Raw genomic sequence first — 16,059 nt, 5'->3', positions numbered from 1 at the left:
GCCATCGCGTTCACCCGGGCGTGCTCGGGCGAAAGGGAGGGCCGCTCGACGCCGCCGCGATCATGGCCCGCTGCGACGAGCTCGCCGCGGTCTCCTCCAGCCGCGACGGCATCGAGCGGGTCTACCTCTCGCCCGAGCACGCCCGGGTGAACGCGATGGCCGCGCGCTGGATGACCGAGGCGGGCATGCGCACCTGGCAGGACGCGGCCGGCAACCAGTGCGGCCGCTACGAGGGCGCGACTCCGGGACTCCCGGCGCTTCTGCTCGGCTCGCACCTCGACACGGTGCCCGACGCGGGCCGCTACGACGGGATCCTCGGCGTGATGCTCGCGATCGCCGTGGTGTCGCGCCTGCACGGGGCGGGCCGGCGCCTGCCGTTCGCCGTCGAGGTCGTCGCGTTCGGCGACGAGGAGGGCACCCGCTTCGGCACAGCGCTCCTCGGCTCCCGCGCCCTCGCAGGCACCTGGGACGAGCACTGGTGGGAGCTCGAGGACGCCGACGGGACGACGCTCGTCGAGGCGTTCCACGAGTTCGGGCTGGACCCCTCGCGCATCCGCACCGCCGCGCGCGACGCGCAGGACGTCCTCGCCTACCTCGAGGCGCACATCGAGCAGGGCTCCTACCTGGAGGAGGCGGACCGCGCCCTCGCCGTGGTCTCCTCGATAGCGGGCGCCCGCCGCTTCGCACTCACCCTCACCGGCAAGGCCGGGCACGCGGGCGGAGTTCCGCTCGACCGCCGCCGCGACGCGCTCACCGGGGCGGCCGAGGCCGTGCTCGCGGTGGAGCGCATCGCGCGGGAGCAGGGCGTGATCGCCACGGTCGGCCGGCTCGAGACCTTCCCGGGCGCGGTCAACGTCATCCCCGGCCGGGTCGAGTTCAGCCTCGACCTCCGCGCCGAGACCGACGCCCAGCGCGACGCGGCGTGGGACGCCATCGAGCACGCGATGTCGGAGTCGGCGTCGCGCCGCCGTCTCGCGCTGACGGTGGAGGAGACCCATTCGGCCCCCGCGGTCGTCGCCTCCTCGCGGCTGCAGGACGTCGTGCGGGCGGGCATCCGCGCGACCGGGGACGCGGAGCCGATGGTGCTCTTCTCCAAAGCCGGCCACGACGCGATGGCGGTCGCCGACCTCGCCGAGTACGCGATGCTCTTCCTCCGCTGCGAGGGCGGCGTCAGCCACCACCCGGACGAGAACGTGACCGAGGCCGACGTCGCGACCGCGCTCGACGCGTTCGAGGCGGCCGTGCTGGCGCTCGCCGACGGGACGCCGACCGCGTGACCCCCGCCCCGGCCCCCTCGACGAGCATCGGTCACCGCATCGATGCCGGCTACGCCGCGCTGTCGCGGCAGGAGCAGCGGGCGGCCGACTTCATCCTCGACCACCTCGGCGACCTGGCCGTCTACACGGCGACCGAGCTCGCCCAGCACAGCGGAGTGTCCAAGGCCACGGTCTCGCGGCTGTTCCGCCGCCTGGGGTTCTCGAACTCGCAGGAGGTGCGCGAGCACGCCCGGGCGCTGCGGTCCTCCGGTGTGCCGGTCGGTCCCGCGCAGGGACAGGGGGATCCGCTCGCCGCGCACCTCGAGAGCGAGCGGGCGAACCTGGCCCGGCTGGCCGCCGCGTTCGGCGACGGGCGGCTGGAGGAGGCGGTGCGGCTGATCGCGGGAGCGCGCGAGGTCGTCGTGATCGGACTGCGCAACAGCTACCCGGTGGCGCTGCACCTGCGCCAGCAGCTCGCGCAGGCGCGCGGACGCGTCCGGATCGCCCCGCAGCCCGGCCAGTCGCTCGGTGAGGAGCTCGAGGGGCTCGGAGCCGAGGACGTCGTGGTGCTGGTCGGCTTCCGCCGCCGCCCCGCCTCCTTCGCGGCCCTGATCGGGACGCTCGCCGCGCGCGAGGTGCCCGTGGTGCTCCTCGCGGATCCGCCCGCCCGGCGCTACGCGGAGCACGCGGCGGTCTGGCTGGAGTGCCCGGTCGACAGCGGCACGGCGCTGGACAGCTACGCGGCGGCGATGAGCGCGGTCGCGCTCGTCGCCTCCGGAGTGCTCGGGGCGTCGCCGAGGGAGTCGCGTGAGCGGATCGCCGGGATCAGCACGGCCTACGCGGAGCTCGCCGAGCTGGAGGACCGGCCGTGAGCGAGGCGGCGGAGCTGATCCGCGCGCACGCCAAGGACCCCGTCGGGCAGGCCGACCCGGCCCCGGCCCTCGGCCGGGCCGAGCTGATCACCCCCACCTGCGGCGACCGGATCGAGCTGCGCGTCGACGGCGGCGCGGAGCAGGTGCGCCTCGCCTGGAGCGGGCGGGGGTGCGAGGTCTCGCGAGGATCCGCGTCGCTGCTCGCGGACGGTCTCGACGGGCTGCCGGCGTCGGACATGCGGGAGCGGATCGACGCGTTCCTCGCGGCGATGGCGCACCGGGAGGGTGCTCTCGCCGGCGAGGAGCAGGCGCTACTCGCGGTCGCGGGCAACCCCGTCCGCTCCGTCTGCGCGACGCTGGCCTGGCGGGCGCTGGCCGCCGCCCTCGACGACGCGGGCCTGGCGTGAGCCGCTCAGTCCGGCCCGTCGCGGTCGGCTCCCGACCACAGATCGCCGCACTCCACCCCGCGCGCGCCCCTCGCGCGGAGCAGGTCGCGCGCGCCGGAGTCCCCGTGCACGCCCTCGAGGAGCTCCGGCCAGTGGTCCCGTCCCAGCAGCACCGGATGACCGGGCCGACCGCGGAAGACCGCGCGGGCGAGCACGTCCGGCGCGACCGGCGCCTCCGCGAGCAGCCGGGCCCCCACGCTCGGCGGCTCCTCGGGCAGGTCGACCAGGGCGACCAGCGCGGCGACGCCCTCGGCCGCGGCGAGACCCGCGCGGAGCGACGCCGAGAGGCCGGTCTCCCACTCCGCCGCGACGACGACGTCCGCGGACGGCGGCACCAGGAGGCGCGCCCGTCCGGCCTCCGCGCCCAGGACCACGAGCACCCGCTCGCAGCCCACCGCGCGGAGCCTCTCGACGGCTCGCTCCACCCAGGGAACTCCCGCCGCGTCGCACCGCAGCGCCTTCGGGCCGCCCGCCCGGCGCCCCGCACCCGCCGCGAGCACCAGCCCGACGAGGTCCCGACTCCCGACCAGATCCATCCGACCATCGTGCCGCAGGCCGAGCCCCTGCTCCGCCGGACGAAGGAGACCGCATGACCGACACCCGATCCGAGACCGCCCGCGACGTGCTGCTCGCGTGCCTCGCCGTCCCCCGCTGGGCCGACGAGGTCGCCTCCGGCGCGCCCTACCCGTCGGCCGACGCGCTCGCCGACGCGGCCGAGCGGGCCGCGCGCACGCTCACCGAGGAGGAGGTGGAGGCGGCGCTGGCCGACCACCCCCGGATCGGCGAGCGGCACGCGGGCGCGGGGCGCTCCTCCGCGTTCTCGGCCGCGGAGCAGGCTGCGAGCCGCACGGGCGACGAGGAGCTGACCCGGCGGCTGCTGGCCGGCAACCGCGCCTACGAGGAGCGGTTCGGGCGCGTGTTCCTCCTCCGCGCGGCCGGCCGCGACCGGGCCGAGGTCGTCGCGGAGCTGGAGCGGAGGCTCGGGCTCGACGACGAGACGGAGGCCCGCATCGTCGCGGAGCAGCTGCGGGAGATCACGGTGCTGCGCGTCCGCGGCCTCGACGACGGGCGCCTCGTCCGTGCGGAGGCCGCACGATGAGCGGGCACGCCAGCCGCGTCACGACCCACGTGCTCGACGCCGTCCGCGGCCGCCCCGCGCGCGGGGTCCCGGTGGCTCTCGACGCCCGCGTCGGCTCCGGCTGGGAGCGCCTCGCCGAGGCCCGCACCGACGACGACGGCCGCGTGGCGGCCTTCGGGCCGGAGCGCCTGGCCGCCGGGGTGCACCGGGTCGTCTTCGACACCGGCGCCTGGTTCGCCGCCTCGGGCACCGAGTCGTTCTACCCCGAGGTCGTCGTCGCCTTCCGCCTCGACGACGAGGAGGCGCACTTCCACATCCCGCTCCTGCTCAGCCCCTTCGCCTACTCGACCTACCGGGGCAGCTGATGCAGCTGCAGGACGTCCTCGACGCGCCGCAGCTGCGGCTGCGCGTGCTGGTCGCCGGCGACGCAGCGCTCGCGCGGCCGGTCGACGGCATCTTCACGACCGATCTCCTCGACCCGCGCCGCTACATCTCGCGCGACCAGCTGGTGCTGACCGGTCTGGTCTGGCGTCGGGACGCCCAGGACAGCGCGGCCTTCGTCGCCGCGGTCGCGGATTCGGGTGCCAGCGCTCTGCTCGCCGGCGAGGGGCTGCTGGGCTTCGTGCCGGACGACCTCGTCGTCGCCTGCCGCGAGCACGACGTCCCGCTGATCGCCGTGCCGGCCGATGTGTCGTTCGGCGCGATCACGGCGCACCTGTCGAACGCCCTCGCCGGCGACCGCGTGGCCCGGCTGACGGCCGCCCTCGCCCGCCAGCGGGAGCTGCTGACGGAGGTCTACCGGGGGCAGCAGCTCGACGAGCTCGTCACGCGCACCTCGCGCGAGCTCGGACTCCCCGTGTCGGTGCTGACCGCCACCGGTCGGACCGCGGCCTCCGCCTCGCCCCTGGGGCTGGGGGAGATCGAGCGGGTCGTGCACGCGGCGCTCACGGCCCGGCGCAGCCCGGTCGTGGTCGCGGACGCCCGCGGCGGCGCCCTGTCGGTCCTCACCGTCGCAGGCGCGGGCGAGCACCGCGCCACCTCCTGGCTGGTCGTCGTCGGGGGCGACTGGAACGACTGGCCCGCCGCAGTACTCGACGCCGTGACGGAGCTCGCCGGAGTCGTGGGGGTCTACCGGCTGCAGCGGGAGGCGGCGCTCTCGGCCGACTCCGCTCTCGCCGACCGCCTGCTCGAGCTCGTGGAGGAGGACAGCGAGCAGCCCGAGGCCGCGGTGTACCTGCGGCAGCTCGGACTCGGCGGCGCCGGGCGGTGCGCCGTGGTCGCCGCCGAGTTCGAGGGCGACGCGCCCCCGGACCTGGCGCGCCGTGTCCTGGTCGACGCCGCCGCGCACCTGGGCCGCGCCGTGGTCGGACGCGACGCCCAGGGCTGCGCGGTGGCGGTGCTGCCCACCGAGGCGACCGATGCGATCCCCACCGGCGCGGATCCGCTCGCCGTCGTCACCTCGGCGCTGCGACGAGCGGGAGCCGCGTGGCCGGGCGCCGTGCTGCGCGTCGGGACGAGCGCCGCGACTCCGCTGCCCGCGCTCGGCGGCGCCCTCCGCTCGGCACGCTACGGGATGCTGCTGCCGGGCTCTCCGGGCGACGACGCTCCGGTGCGGGTCAGCGACTCCGGGGAGGTCACCTCCGCCGTGCAGCTGCTGACCGCGGTCCCCGACCACCTGCGCTCGGTGTTCGTCGAGCTGGTGCTCGGGCGGCTCGTCGAGCACGACGCGCGCTACGGCTCGCAGCTGGTCGCCACGCTCGCGGCGTTCCTCGACTGCGGCGGCTCGTGGGTGCGCACGGCGGAGCAGACGCACCTGCACCTGAACACGGTGCGGTACCGCATCGCGAGGGTGGAGGAGCTGACGCAGCGCGACCTGTCGGACACCGCGGACCGCGCCGACCTGTTCCTGGCGCTGCGCCTGCGCTGACGGCCGAGTGCGCGCGGTCCGCACCGCGCCGCCCGGGCCGGCCCCGTCACTCCGGAGGCGCGATCCGCCTGCCCCGGACGTGCACCGCGGCGATCGCCGGCTCGCGCAGGGTCATCAGCAGGGCGAAGAGCAGCTGGGCCGTCGCCTCCTCCTCGTCGTCCGCGCGGATCCCGTGGGCGAGGACGTCGGCGAGCGGCTCCCACCGGTCGGGCTCGATGCGGAGGAAGTCCGCGTCCTTCCCGGGGTCGAGGCTGCCGAACCGCTCCTCCTGGTCGAGCGCCCGCGCGCCGGCGAGCGTCGCCGTGAACAGGAGCTCGGCCGGATGCAGGGCGACGGCCGCGTCGCCGGGCTCCGAGAGGTGCACCTTGAAGGCGTCGTTCGCCACTCGCGCCAGCAGCCACTCGTCGCCCGCGCCCACGTCCGTGCCGAGGGCGACGGTGACCCCCGAGGCGACGGTCCGGCGCCAGGGCATGGTGCCGGAGCCGAGGAACTGCTGCGAGGTCGGGCAGTGGGCGATCGAGGTGCCGGTCTCCTCCATCCGGTGCAGCTCCGCGTCCTGGCAGTGCACGGCGTGAGCGAGGATCGTGCGCGGCCCGAGGAGGGAGGAGCCTCCGCGCGCGGAGCCGGGGAGGAAGAGCCCGTCGTAGGTGTCGAGGTAGCTGCGGGTGCCGTACGAGCCGAGCACGGCGGCGATCTCGCCGTCGCCGGGCCGGTCGTTCTCGTTGAGGTGGCTGTGCACGTAGACGCCGCGTCCGCGGACGTCGTCGTAGAGGTCGCCGAGCGCTCCGAGGGTCCGGGGAGTGACGGACAGCGAGAACCGCGGGACGAGCGCGACCTGCAGGAGCGGGTTCCTCCCGTGCCAGCGGTCGATCTCCTCCGACGCGAGCGTCAGCGCCTCCTCCTCCGAGGTGATCAGGGGCGCCGCCGAGGCCGGGCCCGTGGTCTGGATCCCGCGCCCCGACACGATCCGCAGCCCCGCCTCGCGGGTGCGCTCGAAGAGGGCGTCCTGCGCGGCCGGGAACGCGGAGCCGAAGACCATCGCGGCGGTCGTGCCCGCGGCCACCCGCCGCCGGGTGAAGGCTCGCGCGACGACGTCGGCGAACTCCGGGTCGGCGAGCCGCGCCTCCGAGGGGAACACCGTCCGGTCGAGCCACTCGAGCAGCTGGCCGCCGCCGAAGCCGTCGGTCGAGAACGTCTGGGGGAAGTGCACGTGCGCGTCGACGAAGCCGGGCAGCAGGACCGACGCGGCGTCGCCGGAGACCGGCAGGAGCGCGAAGCGGTCCGGCAGCTCGCGGTACGGACCGACCCAGGCGATCGTGCCGTCCTCGTCCACGGCGAGAGCGCCGTCCGGGATCGACACCAGCGACTCCCGCGCGGTCGCGAGCGTCGCACCCCCGGCGACGTGCAGCACGTGCCCCCGGTGGACGCCCCCGGCGCCGGTCACACCAGGCCCGTGTAGGCGGTCCAGGCGGATCCCGCGGGCGGCGCGTCGTCGCGGGTGACGCTCGCCTGGATCAGCCCGTAGGGGCGGTCGGCGGCGTGGAAGACCTCGTTGTCGTTCTCGACGCGGAAGGGCGAGAGGTCGTAGACGAAGTGGTGCTTGTTCGGCGCGGAGAGACGGATCTCGACGATCTGCGAGTACTCCTCCAGGACCGCCTTCCCCATCTCGAAGAGCGTCTGCTGGAGGGCGAGGGAGTGCACGGTCGCGAAGCGGCTCGTCATGAGCGCCTTGACGCCCGCGTAGACCGCCTCCCAGTCCATCGCCGCGATCTCGTCCTCGCTCAGGGCGAAGCGCCACTTCGCGACCAGCGAGGTCGCCATCACCCGGTCGTTCGTCGGCTGGAGGACCGTGTACGGGTCGGTGAGGAAGCCGTGGAACTCGCTCCCCGTGGACTTCAGGATCGTGAGGTCCTTGAAGCCGCCGGTGATCCAGATCCGCCGCTCGTCGCCCGAGCCCTCGACCGTGACCGACGCGATCCGCGTCTCTTGGCCCTTCCGGACCCAGGTGTGGTCGTGCTCGCGCCCGTCCACCAGCACGCGCTCCCAGGCGAACTCCTCGATCTCGATGCGGGCGCCGTGGACGGGCTCGTAGCCGTCGACGAAGTGGCGGGCCAGCTCGAGGCCGTAGGGCTCGATCGAGCGCAGGCCCTTCTCCTTGGCGAAGGCGTACGCCGTCTGCTTCTGCGTGTCCGTGGGCAGGACGGCCGACTGGTCGCCCTCGCGGTGCGCGGCCTCGAAGTCGCCGCGGAGGGCCGTGGAGACGTTGACGTCGTGGATCTCGTGCCGCGGGGTCTCGCGGTAGATCCGCACGACGCGGTTCTCGGCCTTCCCGTACTGGTGGTCCCCGAGGATGATCGACATGTCCGCTCCTGTCCGTTCCGTGCGGCCGGGCCCGGTCACGCGGTGGTGCCAGTCCTGCTCGCGGCTCCTGCGAGCCCGTCTGCCAGCCTCGCGCCTGCCGGGGGCTCCGCGCACCGGCGGAGCATCCCGAGGAGCCGCCGCCGGGACTCCGAGTCTTGTGCGATCCGCCCGCTCCGCGGCTCCGACCCGCCTCCGTTCACACACTCGAAACCTGCCGATGACACGGCGGCGCTCGGCGTGAGCGGGGGAGCTCCCCGAGGTGTCGTCAGGGAGGCGGGGCATCGGCGGGTCGAGGTCAGGGGCGGGTGAGGAGGCGCCCGGCGGGCGGGACCGTCGCGGCGGTGACGCGGCGGCCGCCCACCCAGGTGGCGGCGACGGCGCCGCGGAGGACGCGGCCCTCGTAGGCCGAGACGGGGTTCCGGTGCGAGAGGGCGTCGACGTCCACGCGCCACTGCGCCTCCGGGTCGAACGCGACCAGGTCGGCGTCGGACCCCGCGTGCAGCAGGCCCTTCTGGCCGAGCCCGGCGAACGCGGCGGTCGCCGTGGACATCCAGGCGACGACCTGCTCGAGCGGGATGCCCCGCTCGCGGGCCCCGGTCCAGACCGCGCGGAAGCTCAGCTCGAGTCCCGAGATCCCGCCCCAGGCGACGCCGAAGTCGCCGCCGGCGGGGAGCTTCAGCTCGGCGGTGGCGGGGGAGTGGTCCGAGGCGATGATGTCGATCGTCCCGTCGAGCAGCCCCTTCCAGAGCAGCTCGCGGTTGCGCTCGTCGCGGATCGGCGGGCAGCACTTGAACTGCGTGCCGCCGTCGGGGATCGAGCCGGCGTCGAAGGTGAGGTAGTGCGGGCAGGTCTCGGCGGTGATCGGCAGCCCCTCGGCCTTGGCCTCGCGCAGGAGCGGCAGCGCGTCGGCGGAGGAGAGGTGCAGGATGTGCGCGCGGCAGCCGGTCTCGCGGACGGCCTCGATCACGTGCAGGATCGCGCTGCGCTCGGAGGCGGGCGGGCGGGAGTCGACGAACGCGCCGTAGGAGGCGCCGGGCTCCAGCGCGCTCGCCTCCAGTTCGGCCGGGTCCTCGGCGTGCACGATCAGCAGTCCGTCGAAGGCGGCGATCTCGCGCATCGCCTCGACGAGCTGCTCCCGGCTCAGGTGCGGGAACTCGTCCACTCCGCTCGGCGAGAGGAAGCACTTGAAGCCGAAGACGCCCGCGTCGTGGAGCTCGCGCAGCGTGCCGAGGTTCGAGGGGATCGCCCCGCCCCAGAATCCGACGTCCACCTGCGCCTGCGGCCCGGCGGCCGCGCGCTTGGCCTCGAGCCCCGCCACCGTGGTGGTCGGCGGGATCGAGTTCAGCGGCATGTCGATGATCGTGGTGACGCCCCCGGCGGCGGCCGCGCGGGTGGCGGAGGCGAAGCCCTCCCATTCCGTGCGGCCCGGTTCGTTGACGTGCACGTGGGTGTCGACGATCCCCGGGATCAGGACCTGGCCCTCGGGGAGGACGATCTCCTCCGTGGTCCGCCAGGGGGCGTCCCGCTCGCCGACCGCGACGATCAGGCCCTCGGCGATCGCGATGCTGGCCGGACGCCGGCCGTTCTCGGTCAGCACGTCGGAGGCGCGGATCACGAGGTCGAGGAAGGGAGCGTCGTCAGGCATGGATCGACCCTATACTCGGCATGTTTCCTGCGTGTGAGCGCCCGTCGGCGGCTCCGCCCGGCCTCCCCGCAGCCCCGGCGCCGTCGCCTCCCGTCCGAGAAGAGGAGGCCGTCGTGCTCGACATCGCCGACCCCCTGCTCGAGCGCGTCGAGGCGGGCGGGAGCGTCGCGGTCGTCACGGTCACGCACGTCTTCGGCTCGGCTCCCCGCGCTCTCGGCTCCTCGATGGCGGTGGACGCGGAGGGGCGCGCGATCGGCTCGATCTCCGGCGGCTGCGTCGAGGCGCAGGCGTACGCGCTGGCCCAGGAGGTGCTCGGCACCTCGGGCAGCGCGTCCGAGCACTTCGGCTTCGACGACGAGGCGGCCTTCGCCGCGGGCCTGTCCTGCGGGGGGCAGCTGCGCGTGTTCGGCCAGGTCGTCGACTCCGGCTCCACCGCGGTCCTCGCCGAGCTGCGCGCCGCCCGCGCCGGCCGCTCGGCCGCGCTGGCGATCGTCGTCGGCGGCCCGGAGGAGCTGATCGGCCTCGTCCTCACCGGAGCGACGCGCCTCCAGGACGTCGTCGGCCCGCACCTGGACGAGGACACCGCCCGCCGCATCCTCGCCGAGCGCGAGGCGCGCCTGGCCTCCGGCCGCTCGGCCACGGTCGAGACCGCCTGCCGGAGCGCCGAGCTCGAGATCGCCTACATCGTGCACGCGGAGCGGCCGCGCCTGCTGATCTACGGCGCCGTCGACTTCTCCGCCGCGCTCTGCTCCGCCGGATCCCTGCTCGGCTACCGCGTGACCGTCTGCGACGCGCGTCCGGTGTTCGCGACCGCCGAGCGCTTCCCCGGCGCCGACGAGGTCGTGGTTGAGTGGCCGTCCGACCACCTCGCCCGCGCCGAGGTCGACTCGCGCACCGTGATCGCGGTGCTCACGCACGACGAGAAGTTCGACATCCCGCTGCTCGAGACCGCGCTCGCGCTCCCGGTCGTCTACGTCGGCGCGATGGGATCGCGGCGCACCCACGAGCGGCGGCTGCGGCTGCTGCGCGAGGCGGGAGTGACGGAGGAGGCGCTCGCCCGCCTGCACTCGCCGATCGGCCTGGACATCGGCGCGTCGACGCCGGAGGAGACGGCCGTGTCGATCCTCGCGGAGGTCCTCGCCGCGCGCACGGGGACGTCCGGGGAGCCGCTCGCGGGGCGCTCGGGCCCGATCCACGCGGCGCGCTGAGCCGCACGTCCTCCCTTGACGGCGCGCCGTCGTGATCGCGCCGGCCTGCTCGCACTCCGGCGGGAAACGGCCGCGAAACACCGCGCTGCCATGCTCGGGGCATGCAGCGCCACGTCCTCACCGGAGCCCACGTCGCCACCGTCGACGCGCACGGGACCGAGCACCCCGTCGGCCACGTCGTCGTCGACGACTCCCGCATCGTCGCCGTCGGAGCCGGCGACCCTCCGGCGTGGGCCCTCGACGGACGGTCCCCGACGGGCCTGCCGGCGCAGGAGGCGATCGCGCTCACGCGGGTCGACGGCCGCGGCCGCCTGCTCACTCCCGGGCTCGTCAACACGCACCACCACCTCTACCAGTGGCTCACCCGCGGCTGGGCGCAGGACTCGATCCTCTTCGACTGGCTCGTCGCGCTCTACCCCGCCTGGTCCCGCATCGACGCCGACCTGACCCGCTCCGCCGCCCTCGGCGCGATGGGCGTCCTCGCCCGGTCCGGCTGCAGCACCGTCGCCGACCACCACTACGTCTTCCCGCGGGGCTCCGGCGACATCGTCGGCGGCATCGTCGACGCGGCCGGCACCCTCGGCCTCCGGCTGCACGCGACCCGCGGGTCGATGGACCTCGGCGAGTCCCGGGGCGGCCTCCCGCCGGACTTCGCCGTCGAGACCACGGCGGCCGCGCTCCAGGCCAGTGGAGAGGCGGTCCAGCGGTACCACGACGCCTCCGCCGACGCGATGGTGCGGGTCGCGATCGCCCCGTGCTCGCCCTTCTCGGTGACCACCGACCTGCTGCGCGAGTCGGCCGTCCTCGCCCGTCAGCTCGGGGTCCGGCTGCACACCCACGGCTCCGAGACCGTGGAGGAGGACGCCTACACGCGGGAGGCGTTCGGCCTCTCGCCCACCGACCACCTGGAGTCGCTCGGCTGGCTCGGCGACGACGTCTGGATGGCGCACTGCGTCCACCTCGACGCCGACGCGATCGCGAAGTTCGCGGCCACGGGCACCGGAGTCGCGCACTGCCCGTCCTCGAACGGCCGGCTCGCGGCGGGCATCGCGCCGATCCCGCAGCTGCTGGCTGCGGGAGCCCCGGTCGGCCTCGGCGTGGACGGCGCGGCGTCGAACGAGTCCGGTCAGCTCGGCTCCGAGATCCGCGCCGCGGTGCTGATGAACCGCCTGCGCGCCGGCGCCGACCGGATGAGCGCCCGGCAGGCGCTCTCGGTCGCCACCATCGGCGGGGCCCGGGTGCTCGGCCGGCAGGACGAGATCGGCTCGATCGAGGTCGGCAAGCTCGCCGACCTCGCGCTCTGGCGGATCGACGGGATCGAGCACGCGGGCATCGCGGACCCGGTCGCGGCCCTCGCGCTCGGAGCGCAGCCCCCGCTGAGCCTGCTCCTGGTGCAGGGTCGCCCGACGGTGCGGGAGGGACGGCTGGTGAACGCGGACGAGGACGGGATCGCCCGCGAGGTCGCCCGGGCGAGCACGGAGCTGGCGTCGCGCGTCTGAGCTGCGGCAGCCGATCGGCGCTCAGCCCGTCGTCGTTCAACCGGGCGGCGCCTCCGCCTCGACGGACGCGACCGGGGCGGCGTCCGGGTGCAGGAGCCGCCAGATCCGGTCGCGGGAGAGCGGCAGCTCGGTCGGCCGCACGCCGATCGCGTCGCGGACGGCGTTGGCGAGTGCGGGGGCGACCGGGTTGTAGGGCGCCTCGCTCATCGACTTCGCGCCGAACGGCCCGAGCTCGTCGGCGGTGTCCGCGAAGAGCACCTCGGTCTCGGGCACGTCCGCCATCTGCGGGATGTGGTAGTTCCGGAGGATCGCCGTGGTCACGGTGCCCTCGCCGTCGAGGATCACCTCCTCGTACAGCGCCGAGCCGATCGCCTGCGCCACTCCGCCCTCGACCTGCCCGCGGCACTGCGCCGGGTTGATCACGAAGCCGGCGTCGGCCGCCTGGACCGACTGCAGGATCCGCACCTCGCCCGTCGGCTCGTGCACCGCGACGCGGAAGCCCTGGACGTTGAACGCGAGCGAGCGCTGAGCGCCGTCCTCGCTCCCGGTCGCGGTGACCGGTCCGCCGGCCGCACGGACCAGATCGGCGAACGCGACCCGGGTGCCGTCCGGAGCGAGCAGGCCCTCGTCGTCGGGCTCGAAGGTCTCGTCGTGCCCGGTCAGCCGCTTGGCGAGCGCCTGCAGCTCGGCGAGGAGGCGCGTCGCGGCCGAGTGGACGGCCTTGCCCGCGACGACCGTGCCGGCGCTGCCGAACGCTCCGGTGTCGTAGCGGGCCGCGTCCGTGTCGGACTGGCGGATCCGCACCCGGTCGGCCGAGGCACGGAAGGCGCTCGCGACCAGCTGCGTGTGCACGGTGGTCGTCCCGTTGCCGAACTCGGCCGTGCCGACGCCGATGGTCAGCACGCCCTCGGCGTCGACGGTGACGGTCGCCTCCGAGAAGTGGCCCCGCGGTGGGATGGTGGCGATCATCGCCAGTGCCGTGCCCTGCCCTGTCCGCCACCCCGGTCCGTCGGGGGCGGGGGAGCCGCCGCCGCCGGCCAGTGCCGCCTCGGTGAGGTCGAGGCACTGGTCGAGCCCGTAGGAGGCGAAGCCGATGTCGTCGCCCTCGACGTGCGTGACCACCAGCGGCTCGCCCGGGCGCACCGCGTTGATCCGCCGCAGCTCGAACGGGTCGATCCCGAGCTCGCGGGCGAGATCGTCCATCGCCGACTCGATGCCGAAGATCACCTGCCCGAGGCCGTAGCCGCGGAACGCCCCCGAGGGGAGGTTGTTCGTGTAGACGGCCTGCGCGTCGACGCGCTTGCTGGGCGCGCTGTAGACGGCGACCGACTCCGAGGTGCCGTGGAACATCACGCCGGGTCCGTGGTTGCCGTAGGCGCCGGTGTCCGAGAGCACGTCCACGGCGAGGGCGGTCAGCCGTCCGTCGCGCCGGGCGCCGAGCGTCACGCCGACCCGCATCGGGTGTCGGCAGGGGGCCATCGTGAACTCGTCGCTCCGGGTGAACTCGAACTGCACGGGCCGGCCGGTGGCGAGCACGGCGAGGGCGACGACGTCCTCCGTCAGGATCTCCTGCTTGCCGCCGAAGCCGCCGCCCACCCGTGCCGTGAAGACGCGGACGGTCGACGGATCGCGGTCGAACAGGCGCGCGATCTCGTCGCGCACGAGGAAGGGCACCTGCGTCGAGGTCCGCAGCACCAGCTCTCCGCCCTCGAGCCAGCCGATGGTGCCGTGGGTCTCGAGCGCCGTGTGCGCGACCCGGGAGGTCGCGTACCGGCCCTCGACGACCACGTCGGCCTCCGCGAGTCCGGCGGCCACGTCCCCGTACTCTCCGTGGAGCTCCGCGACGACGTTCGCCTCCGGCCGGGCGATGCGCGAGGCGATCGGATCCTTGTCGGCGTGCAGGAGCGGCGCGCCGGCCGAGCGCGCCTCCTCCGGGTCGAAGACGGCGGGCAGCACCTCGTAGTCGACCTCGACGGCGCGGCAGGCCGCCTCCGCCTCGGCCACCGACTCCGCGACCACCACGGCCACGCGCTGCCCGCGGAACCGGACGACCGTGTCGAGCATGCGGGTGTCGTCCGGGTCGTCGAGCCGGGACTCGTGGCGGGCGGTGGAGTAGAGGACGTCCGGGACGTCCTCGGCGGTGAGGACCGCGACGACGCCCCGCATCGCGCGGGCGGCGGTCGTGTCGATCGAGCGGATGCGCGCGTGGGCGTGCGGGCTCTGGACGACCTTCAGGTGCAGCAGGCCGGGGACGGCGACGTCGAGGGTGAACGGCTCGCGGCCCTGGACGATCCGCCGGCCGGCGGGCGCGCCGAGCGAGCGGCCGACCCGGGACTCCTCGGCCGACGGGCGACCGGTGCGGCGGACGGGGGTGAGACCCGACGGCGGGGCCGCGTGCCGTCCGCGGACCAGGGCCTCCGTGCGATCCGCTCCGGACGGCTCGGCCGCGTGCGCGCCGTGCCCGGACGCGCAGGCGCCCGTCACGGCCTCGCGGATGGGACGGTAGCCCGTGCACCGGCAGAGGTTGCCCTTCATCAGCCGCGGCACGTCCTCGGCGCGGACTCCGTCGAGCGCCGTGGCCGTGACCACCATGCCGGCCGTGCAGAAGCCGCACTGGAACGCGCCGGCCTCGACGAACGCCTCCTGCACCGCGCTCGGCTCCTCGGGCGTGCCGAGGCCGGCCGCTGTCGTCACCTCGCGCCCCTCGACGCGGTGGGCGGGGTAGAGGCAGGAGTGGAACGGCGTCCCGTCGACGAGGACGGAGCAGGCGCCGCAGTCACCGGCGTCGCACCCCTTCTTCACCTCGAAGTGCTCGTGGTCGCGGAGGAGGGTGCGCAGCACCTGGCCGGGGCGGGGGGAGGCGTCGACCGGCTCCCCGTTGACGGTGAACCTCATCGGGCGCCTCCGGTCAGCTCGGTGCGGATCTCCTCGGCGAGTACGCGGACGACGGCGTGGCGCCAGTCGGCGGCTCCGTGCGGGTCGGTGAACCAGGTCGCGACGCCGTCGACGGCCGCGGCGAGCTCGGCCGAGGAGGGAACGGCGGCGAAGCGGAGCCGCTCCGGCCGGACGGTCGCCGCGGTGATCGTGAGCACGAGCGCGCCGTCGGTGTCGAGGCGGCCGATGACGACGGCGCCGGAGCGTCCGAGAGGGGAGAGCGCCGTCTTGCGGAACGCGGTGCGCGCCCGGAGGGAGGAGAGCGGGATCTCGATCGAGCGGATGACGTCGTCCTGGGCCAGGGAAGTGGTCATGTCGCCGGTCACGAGCTCGGCGACCGGCACGGCGACGTCCGAGCCGTCGGCCCGCCAGACGAGGGCGGTGGCGTCGAGCGCGGCGGCGAGGCTGATCATCGGTCCTGCGGGCAGGGCGTTGGCGATGTTGCCGCCGACAGTGGCGACGTTCCAGATCTTGAAGGAGCCCAGCAGTGCCGTGCAGCACTGGAAGAAGAGCGGATGGGCTGTGTCGCCCGCGTCGGGCATCGCGGCGAGCTCGCTGAGCGTGCAGGTCGCCGCGATCGAGAGCCCGGCGTCCGTGCGCACGATCGGCTCCCACGCGAATCCCTGCAGGTCGAGGAGCTCGTCGAGGTGGTCGTGGGGGAGGGAGAACACCCAGGAGCCGCCTCCGATGACCGCTGAGCGCGGCCCGCGGCCCGCCAGCTCGGAGCGCTCGCGCACCACCCGGACGCGCTGGATCGTGTTCAGGTCCATGCCGCGCCTCCGTCCCGCGCCCGTCGGGCGTCTCCCCCCAGTGAACCCCACCCGTGTGACGCC

Annotated in this window: 14 protein-coding genes; 8 read left to right on the top strand and 6 right to left on the bottom strand. The window is 75.1% G+C overall.

Going from position 1 to position 16,059, the window contains the following annotated elements; genetic code table 11:
- Window positions 1–62 precede the first annotated feature (62 nt).
- The 3 genes from C5C71_RS16540 to C5C71_RS16530 are packed head-to-tail and all read left to right on the top strand — an operon-like array spanning window position 63 to window position 2,535.
- Complete coding sequence (locus C5C71_RS16540; protein WP_258068760.1) at window positions 63–1,277, top strand: allantoate amidohydrolase; 1,215 nt, start codon at window positions 63–65, stop codon at window positions 1,275–1,277.
- Window positions 1,274–2,128: a MurR/RpiR family transcriptional regulator gene (locus tag C5C71_RS16535; protein ID WP_219812189.1), complete on the top strand. Its 855-nt coding sequence runs from the start codon at window positions 1,274–1,276 to the stop codon at window positions 2,126–2,128. The genes C5C71_RS16540 and C5C71_RS16535 overlap by 4 nt, the downstream gene beginning before the upstream one ends.
- The gene (locus tag C5C71_RS16530; RefSeq protein ID WP_104338122.1) at window positions 2,125–2,535 is read left to right on the top strand and encodes an iron-sulfur cluster assembly scaffold protein; all 411 of its coding nucleotides are present in this window, start codon (window positions 2,125–2,127) and stop codon (window positions 2,533–2,535) included. The genes C5C71_RS16535 and C5C71_RS16530 overlap by 4 nt, the downstream gene beginning before the upstream one ends.
- A 5-nt stretch (window positions 2,536–2,540) precedes the next feature.
- Here the strand turns inward: C5C71_RS16530 and C5C71_RS16525 are convergent, their stop codons facing one another.
- A complete protein-coding gene (locus C5C71_RS16525; protein ID WP_104223492.1) occupies window positions 2,541–3,110 on the bottom strand; it encodes an NTP transferase domain-containing protein in 570 nt (189 codons plus the stop codon).
- Window positions 3,111–3,163: 53 nt separating this feature from the next.
- On the opposite strand from C5C71_RS16525, the gene uraD reads away from it, so the two are divergent.
- The 3 genes from uraD to C5C71_RS16510 are packed head-to-tail and all read left to right on the top strand — an operon-like array spanning window position 3,164 to window position 5,579.
- Window positions 3,164–3,673: a 2-oxo-4-hydroxy-4-carboxy-5-ureidoimidazoline decarboxylase gene (uraD, locus tag C5C71_RS16520; protein ID WP_104234584.1), complete on the top strand. Its 510-nt coding sequence runs from the start codon at window positions 3,164–3,166 to the stop codon at window positions 3,671–3,673.
- On the top strand, window positions 3,670–4,017 hold the full coding sequence (gene uraH / locus C5C71_RS16515) for a hydroxyisourate hydrolase (RefSeq protein ID WP_104223494.1): 348 nt from the start codon (window positions 3,670–3,672) through the stop codon (window positions 4,015–4,017). The genes uraD and uraH overlap by 4 nt, the downstream gene beginning before the upstream one ends.
- Window positions 4,017–5,579 carry a PucR family transcriptional regulator gene (locus tag C5C71_RS16510; RefSeq protein ID WP_104338121.1) on the top strand — a complete coding sequence of 521 codons (1,563 nt, stop codon included), beginning with the start codon at window positions 4,017–4,019 and terminating at the stop codon, window positions 5,577–5,579. The genes uraH and C5C71_RS16510 overlap by 1 nt, the downstream gene beginning before the upstream one ends.
- Before the next feature lie 46 nt (window positions 5,580–5,625).
- Here C5C71_RS16510 and C5C71_RS16505 read toward each other — a convergent pair whose 3' ends face one another.
- The 3 genes from C5C71_RS16505 to allB form a co-directional block, all read right to left on the bottom strand.
- Complete coding sequence (locus C5C71_RS16505) at window positions 5,626–7,023, bottom strand: amidohydrolase family protein (RefSeq protein WP_104338120.1); 1,398 nt, start codon at window positions 7,021–7,023, stop codon at window positions 5,626–5,628.
- Window positions 7,020–7,940 (bottom strand): factor-independent urate hydroxylase, encoded by a 921-nt coding sequence (gene pucL, locus C5C71_RS16500; RefSeq protein ID WP_104338119.1) that lies wholly within the window; start codon window positions 7,938–7,940, stop codon window positions 7,020–7,022. The genes C5C71_RS16505 and pucL overlap by 4 nt, the downstream gene beginning before the upstream one ends.
- Before the next feature lie 295 nt (window positions 7,941–8,235).
- Window positions 8,236–9,585 (bottom strand): allantoinase AllB, encoded by a 1,350-nt coding sequence (gene allB, locus C5C71_RS16495; protein WP_104248249.1) that lies wholly within the window; start codon window positions 9,583–9,585, stop codon window positions 8,236–8,238.
- A gap of 113 nt (window positions 9,586–9,698) precedes the next feature.
- Between allB and C5C71_RS16490 the strand changes: the two genes are divergently transcribed.
- Both C5C71_RS16490 and C5C71_RS16485 read left to right on the top strand, forming a co-directional pair.
- Complete coding sequence (locus C5C71_RS16490) at window positions 9,699–10,793, top strand: XdhC family protein (RefSeq protein WP_104338118.1); 1,095 nt, start codon at window positions 9,699–9,701, stop codon at window positions 10,791–10,793.
- Between the two features lie 101 nt (window positions 10,794–10,894).
- Window positions 10,895–12,292, top strand: coding sequence for an 8-oxoguanine deaminase (locus tag C5C71_RS16485; protein WP_104338117.1), 1,398 nt, complete (start codon window positions 10,895–10,897; stop codon window positions 12,290–12,292).
- Between the two features lie 36 nt (window positions 12,293–12,328).
- Here the strand turns inward: C5C71_RS16485 and C5C71_RS16480 are convergent, their stop codons facing one another.
- Together C5C71_RS16480 and C5C71_RS16475 are read right to left on the bottom strand one after the other, a co-directional pair.
- A complete protein-coding gene (locus C5C71_RS16480) occupies window positions 12,329–15,187 on the bottom strand; it encodes a molybdopterin cofactor-binding domain-containing protein (protein ID WP_104338116.1) in 2,859 nt (952 codons plus the stop codon).
- Window positions 15,184–15,996 (bottom strand): FAD binding domain-containing protein, encoded by an 813-nt coding sequence (locus tag C5C71_RS16475; protein ID WP_104338115.1) that lies wholly within the window; start codon window positions 15,994–15,996, stop codon window positions 15,184–15,186. The genes C5C71_RS16480 and C5C71_RS16475 overlap by 4 nt, the downstream gene beginning before the upstream one ends.
- Window positions 15,997–16,059 lie beyond the last annotated feature (63 nt).

Source organism: Rathayibacter sp. AY1C1 (assembly GCF_002932105.1).
Classification (GTDB): domain Bacteria; phylum Actinomycetota; class Actinomycetes; order Actinomycetales; family Microbacteriaceae; genus Rathayibacter.
This window is presented reverse-complemented; position numbering and strand designations above follow the sequence as displayed.

Excerpts from the sequence above, each read along its gene's own strand:
- C5C71_RS16480 (WP_104338116.1), bottom strand. The coding sequence starts at position 15,187 with ATGAGGTTCACCGTCAACGGGGAGCCGGTCGACGCCTCCCCCCGCCCC.
- C5C71_RS16525 (WP_104223492.1), bottom strand. The coding sequence starts at position 3,110 with ATGGATCTGGTCGGGAGTCGGGACCTCGTCGGGCTGGTGCTCGCGGCG.
- uraH (WP_104223494.1), top strand. The coding sequence starts at position 3,670 with ATGAGCGGGCACGCCAGCCGCGTCACGACCCACGTGCTCGACGCCGTC.
- C5C71_RS16510 (WP_104338121.1), top strand. The coding sequence starts at position 4,017 with ATGCAGCTGCAGGACGTCCTCGACGCGCCGCAGCTGCGGCTGCGCGTG.
- pucL (WP_104338119.1), bottom strand. The coding sequence starts at position 7,940 with ATGTCGATCATCCTCGGGGACCACCAGTACGGGAAGGCCGAGAACCGC.
- C5C71_RS16485 (WP_104338117.1), top strand. The coding sequence starts at position 10,895 with ATGCAGCGCCACGTCCTCACCGGAGCCCACGTCGCCACCGTCGACGCG.
- C5C71_RS16540 (WP_258068760.1), top strand. The coding sequence starts at position 63 with ATGGCCCGCTGCGACGAGCTCGCCGCGGTCTCCTCCAGCCGCGACGGC.
- C5C71_RS16475 (WP_104338115.1), bottom strand. The coding sequence starts at position 15,996 with ATGGACCTGAACACGATCCAGCGCGTCCGGGTGGTGCGCGAGCGCTCC.
- uraD (WP_104234584.1), top strand. The coding sequence starts at position 3,164 with ATGACCGACACCCGATCCGAGACCGCCCGCGACGTGCTGCTCGCGTGC.
- allB (WP_104248249.1), bottom strand. The coding sequence starts at position 9,585 with ATGCCTGACGACGCTCCCTTCCTCGACCTCGTGATCCGCGCCTCCGAC.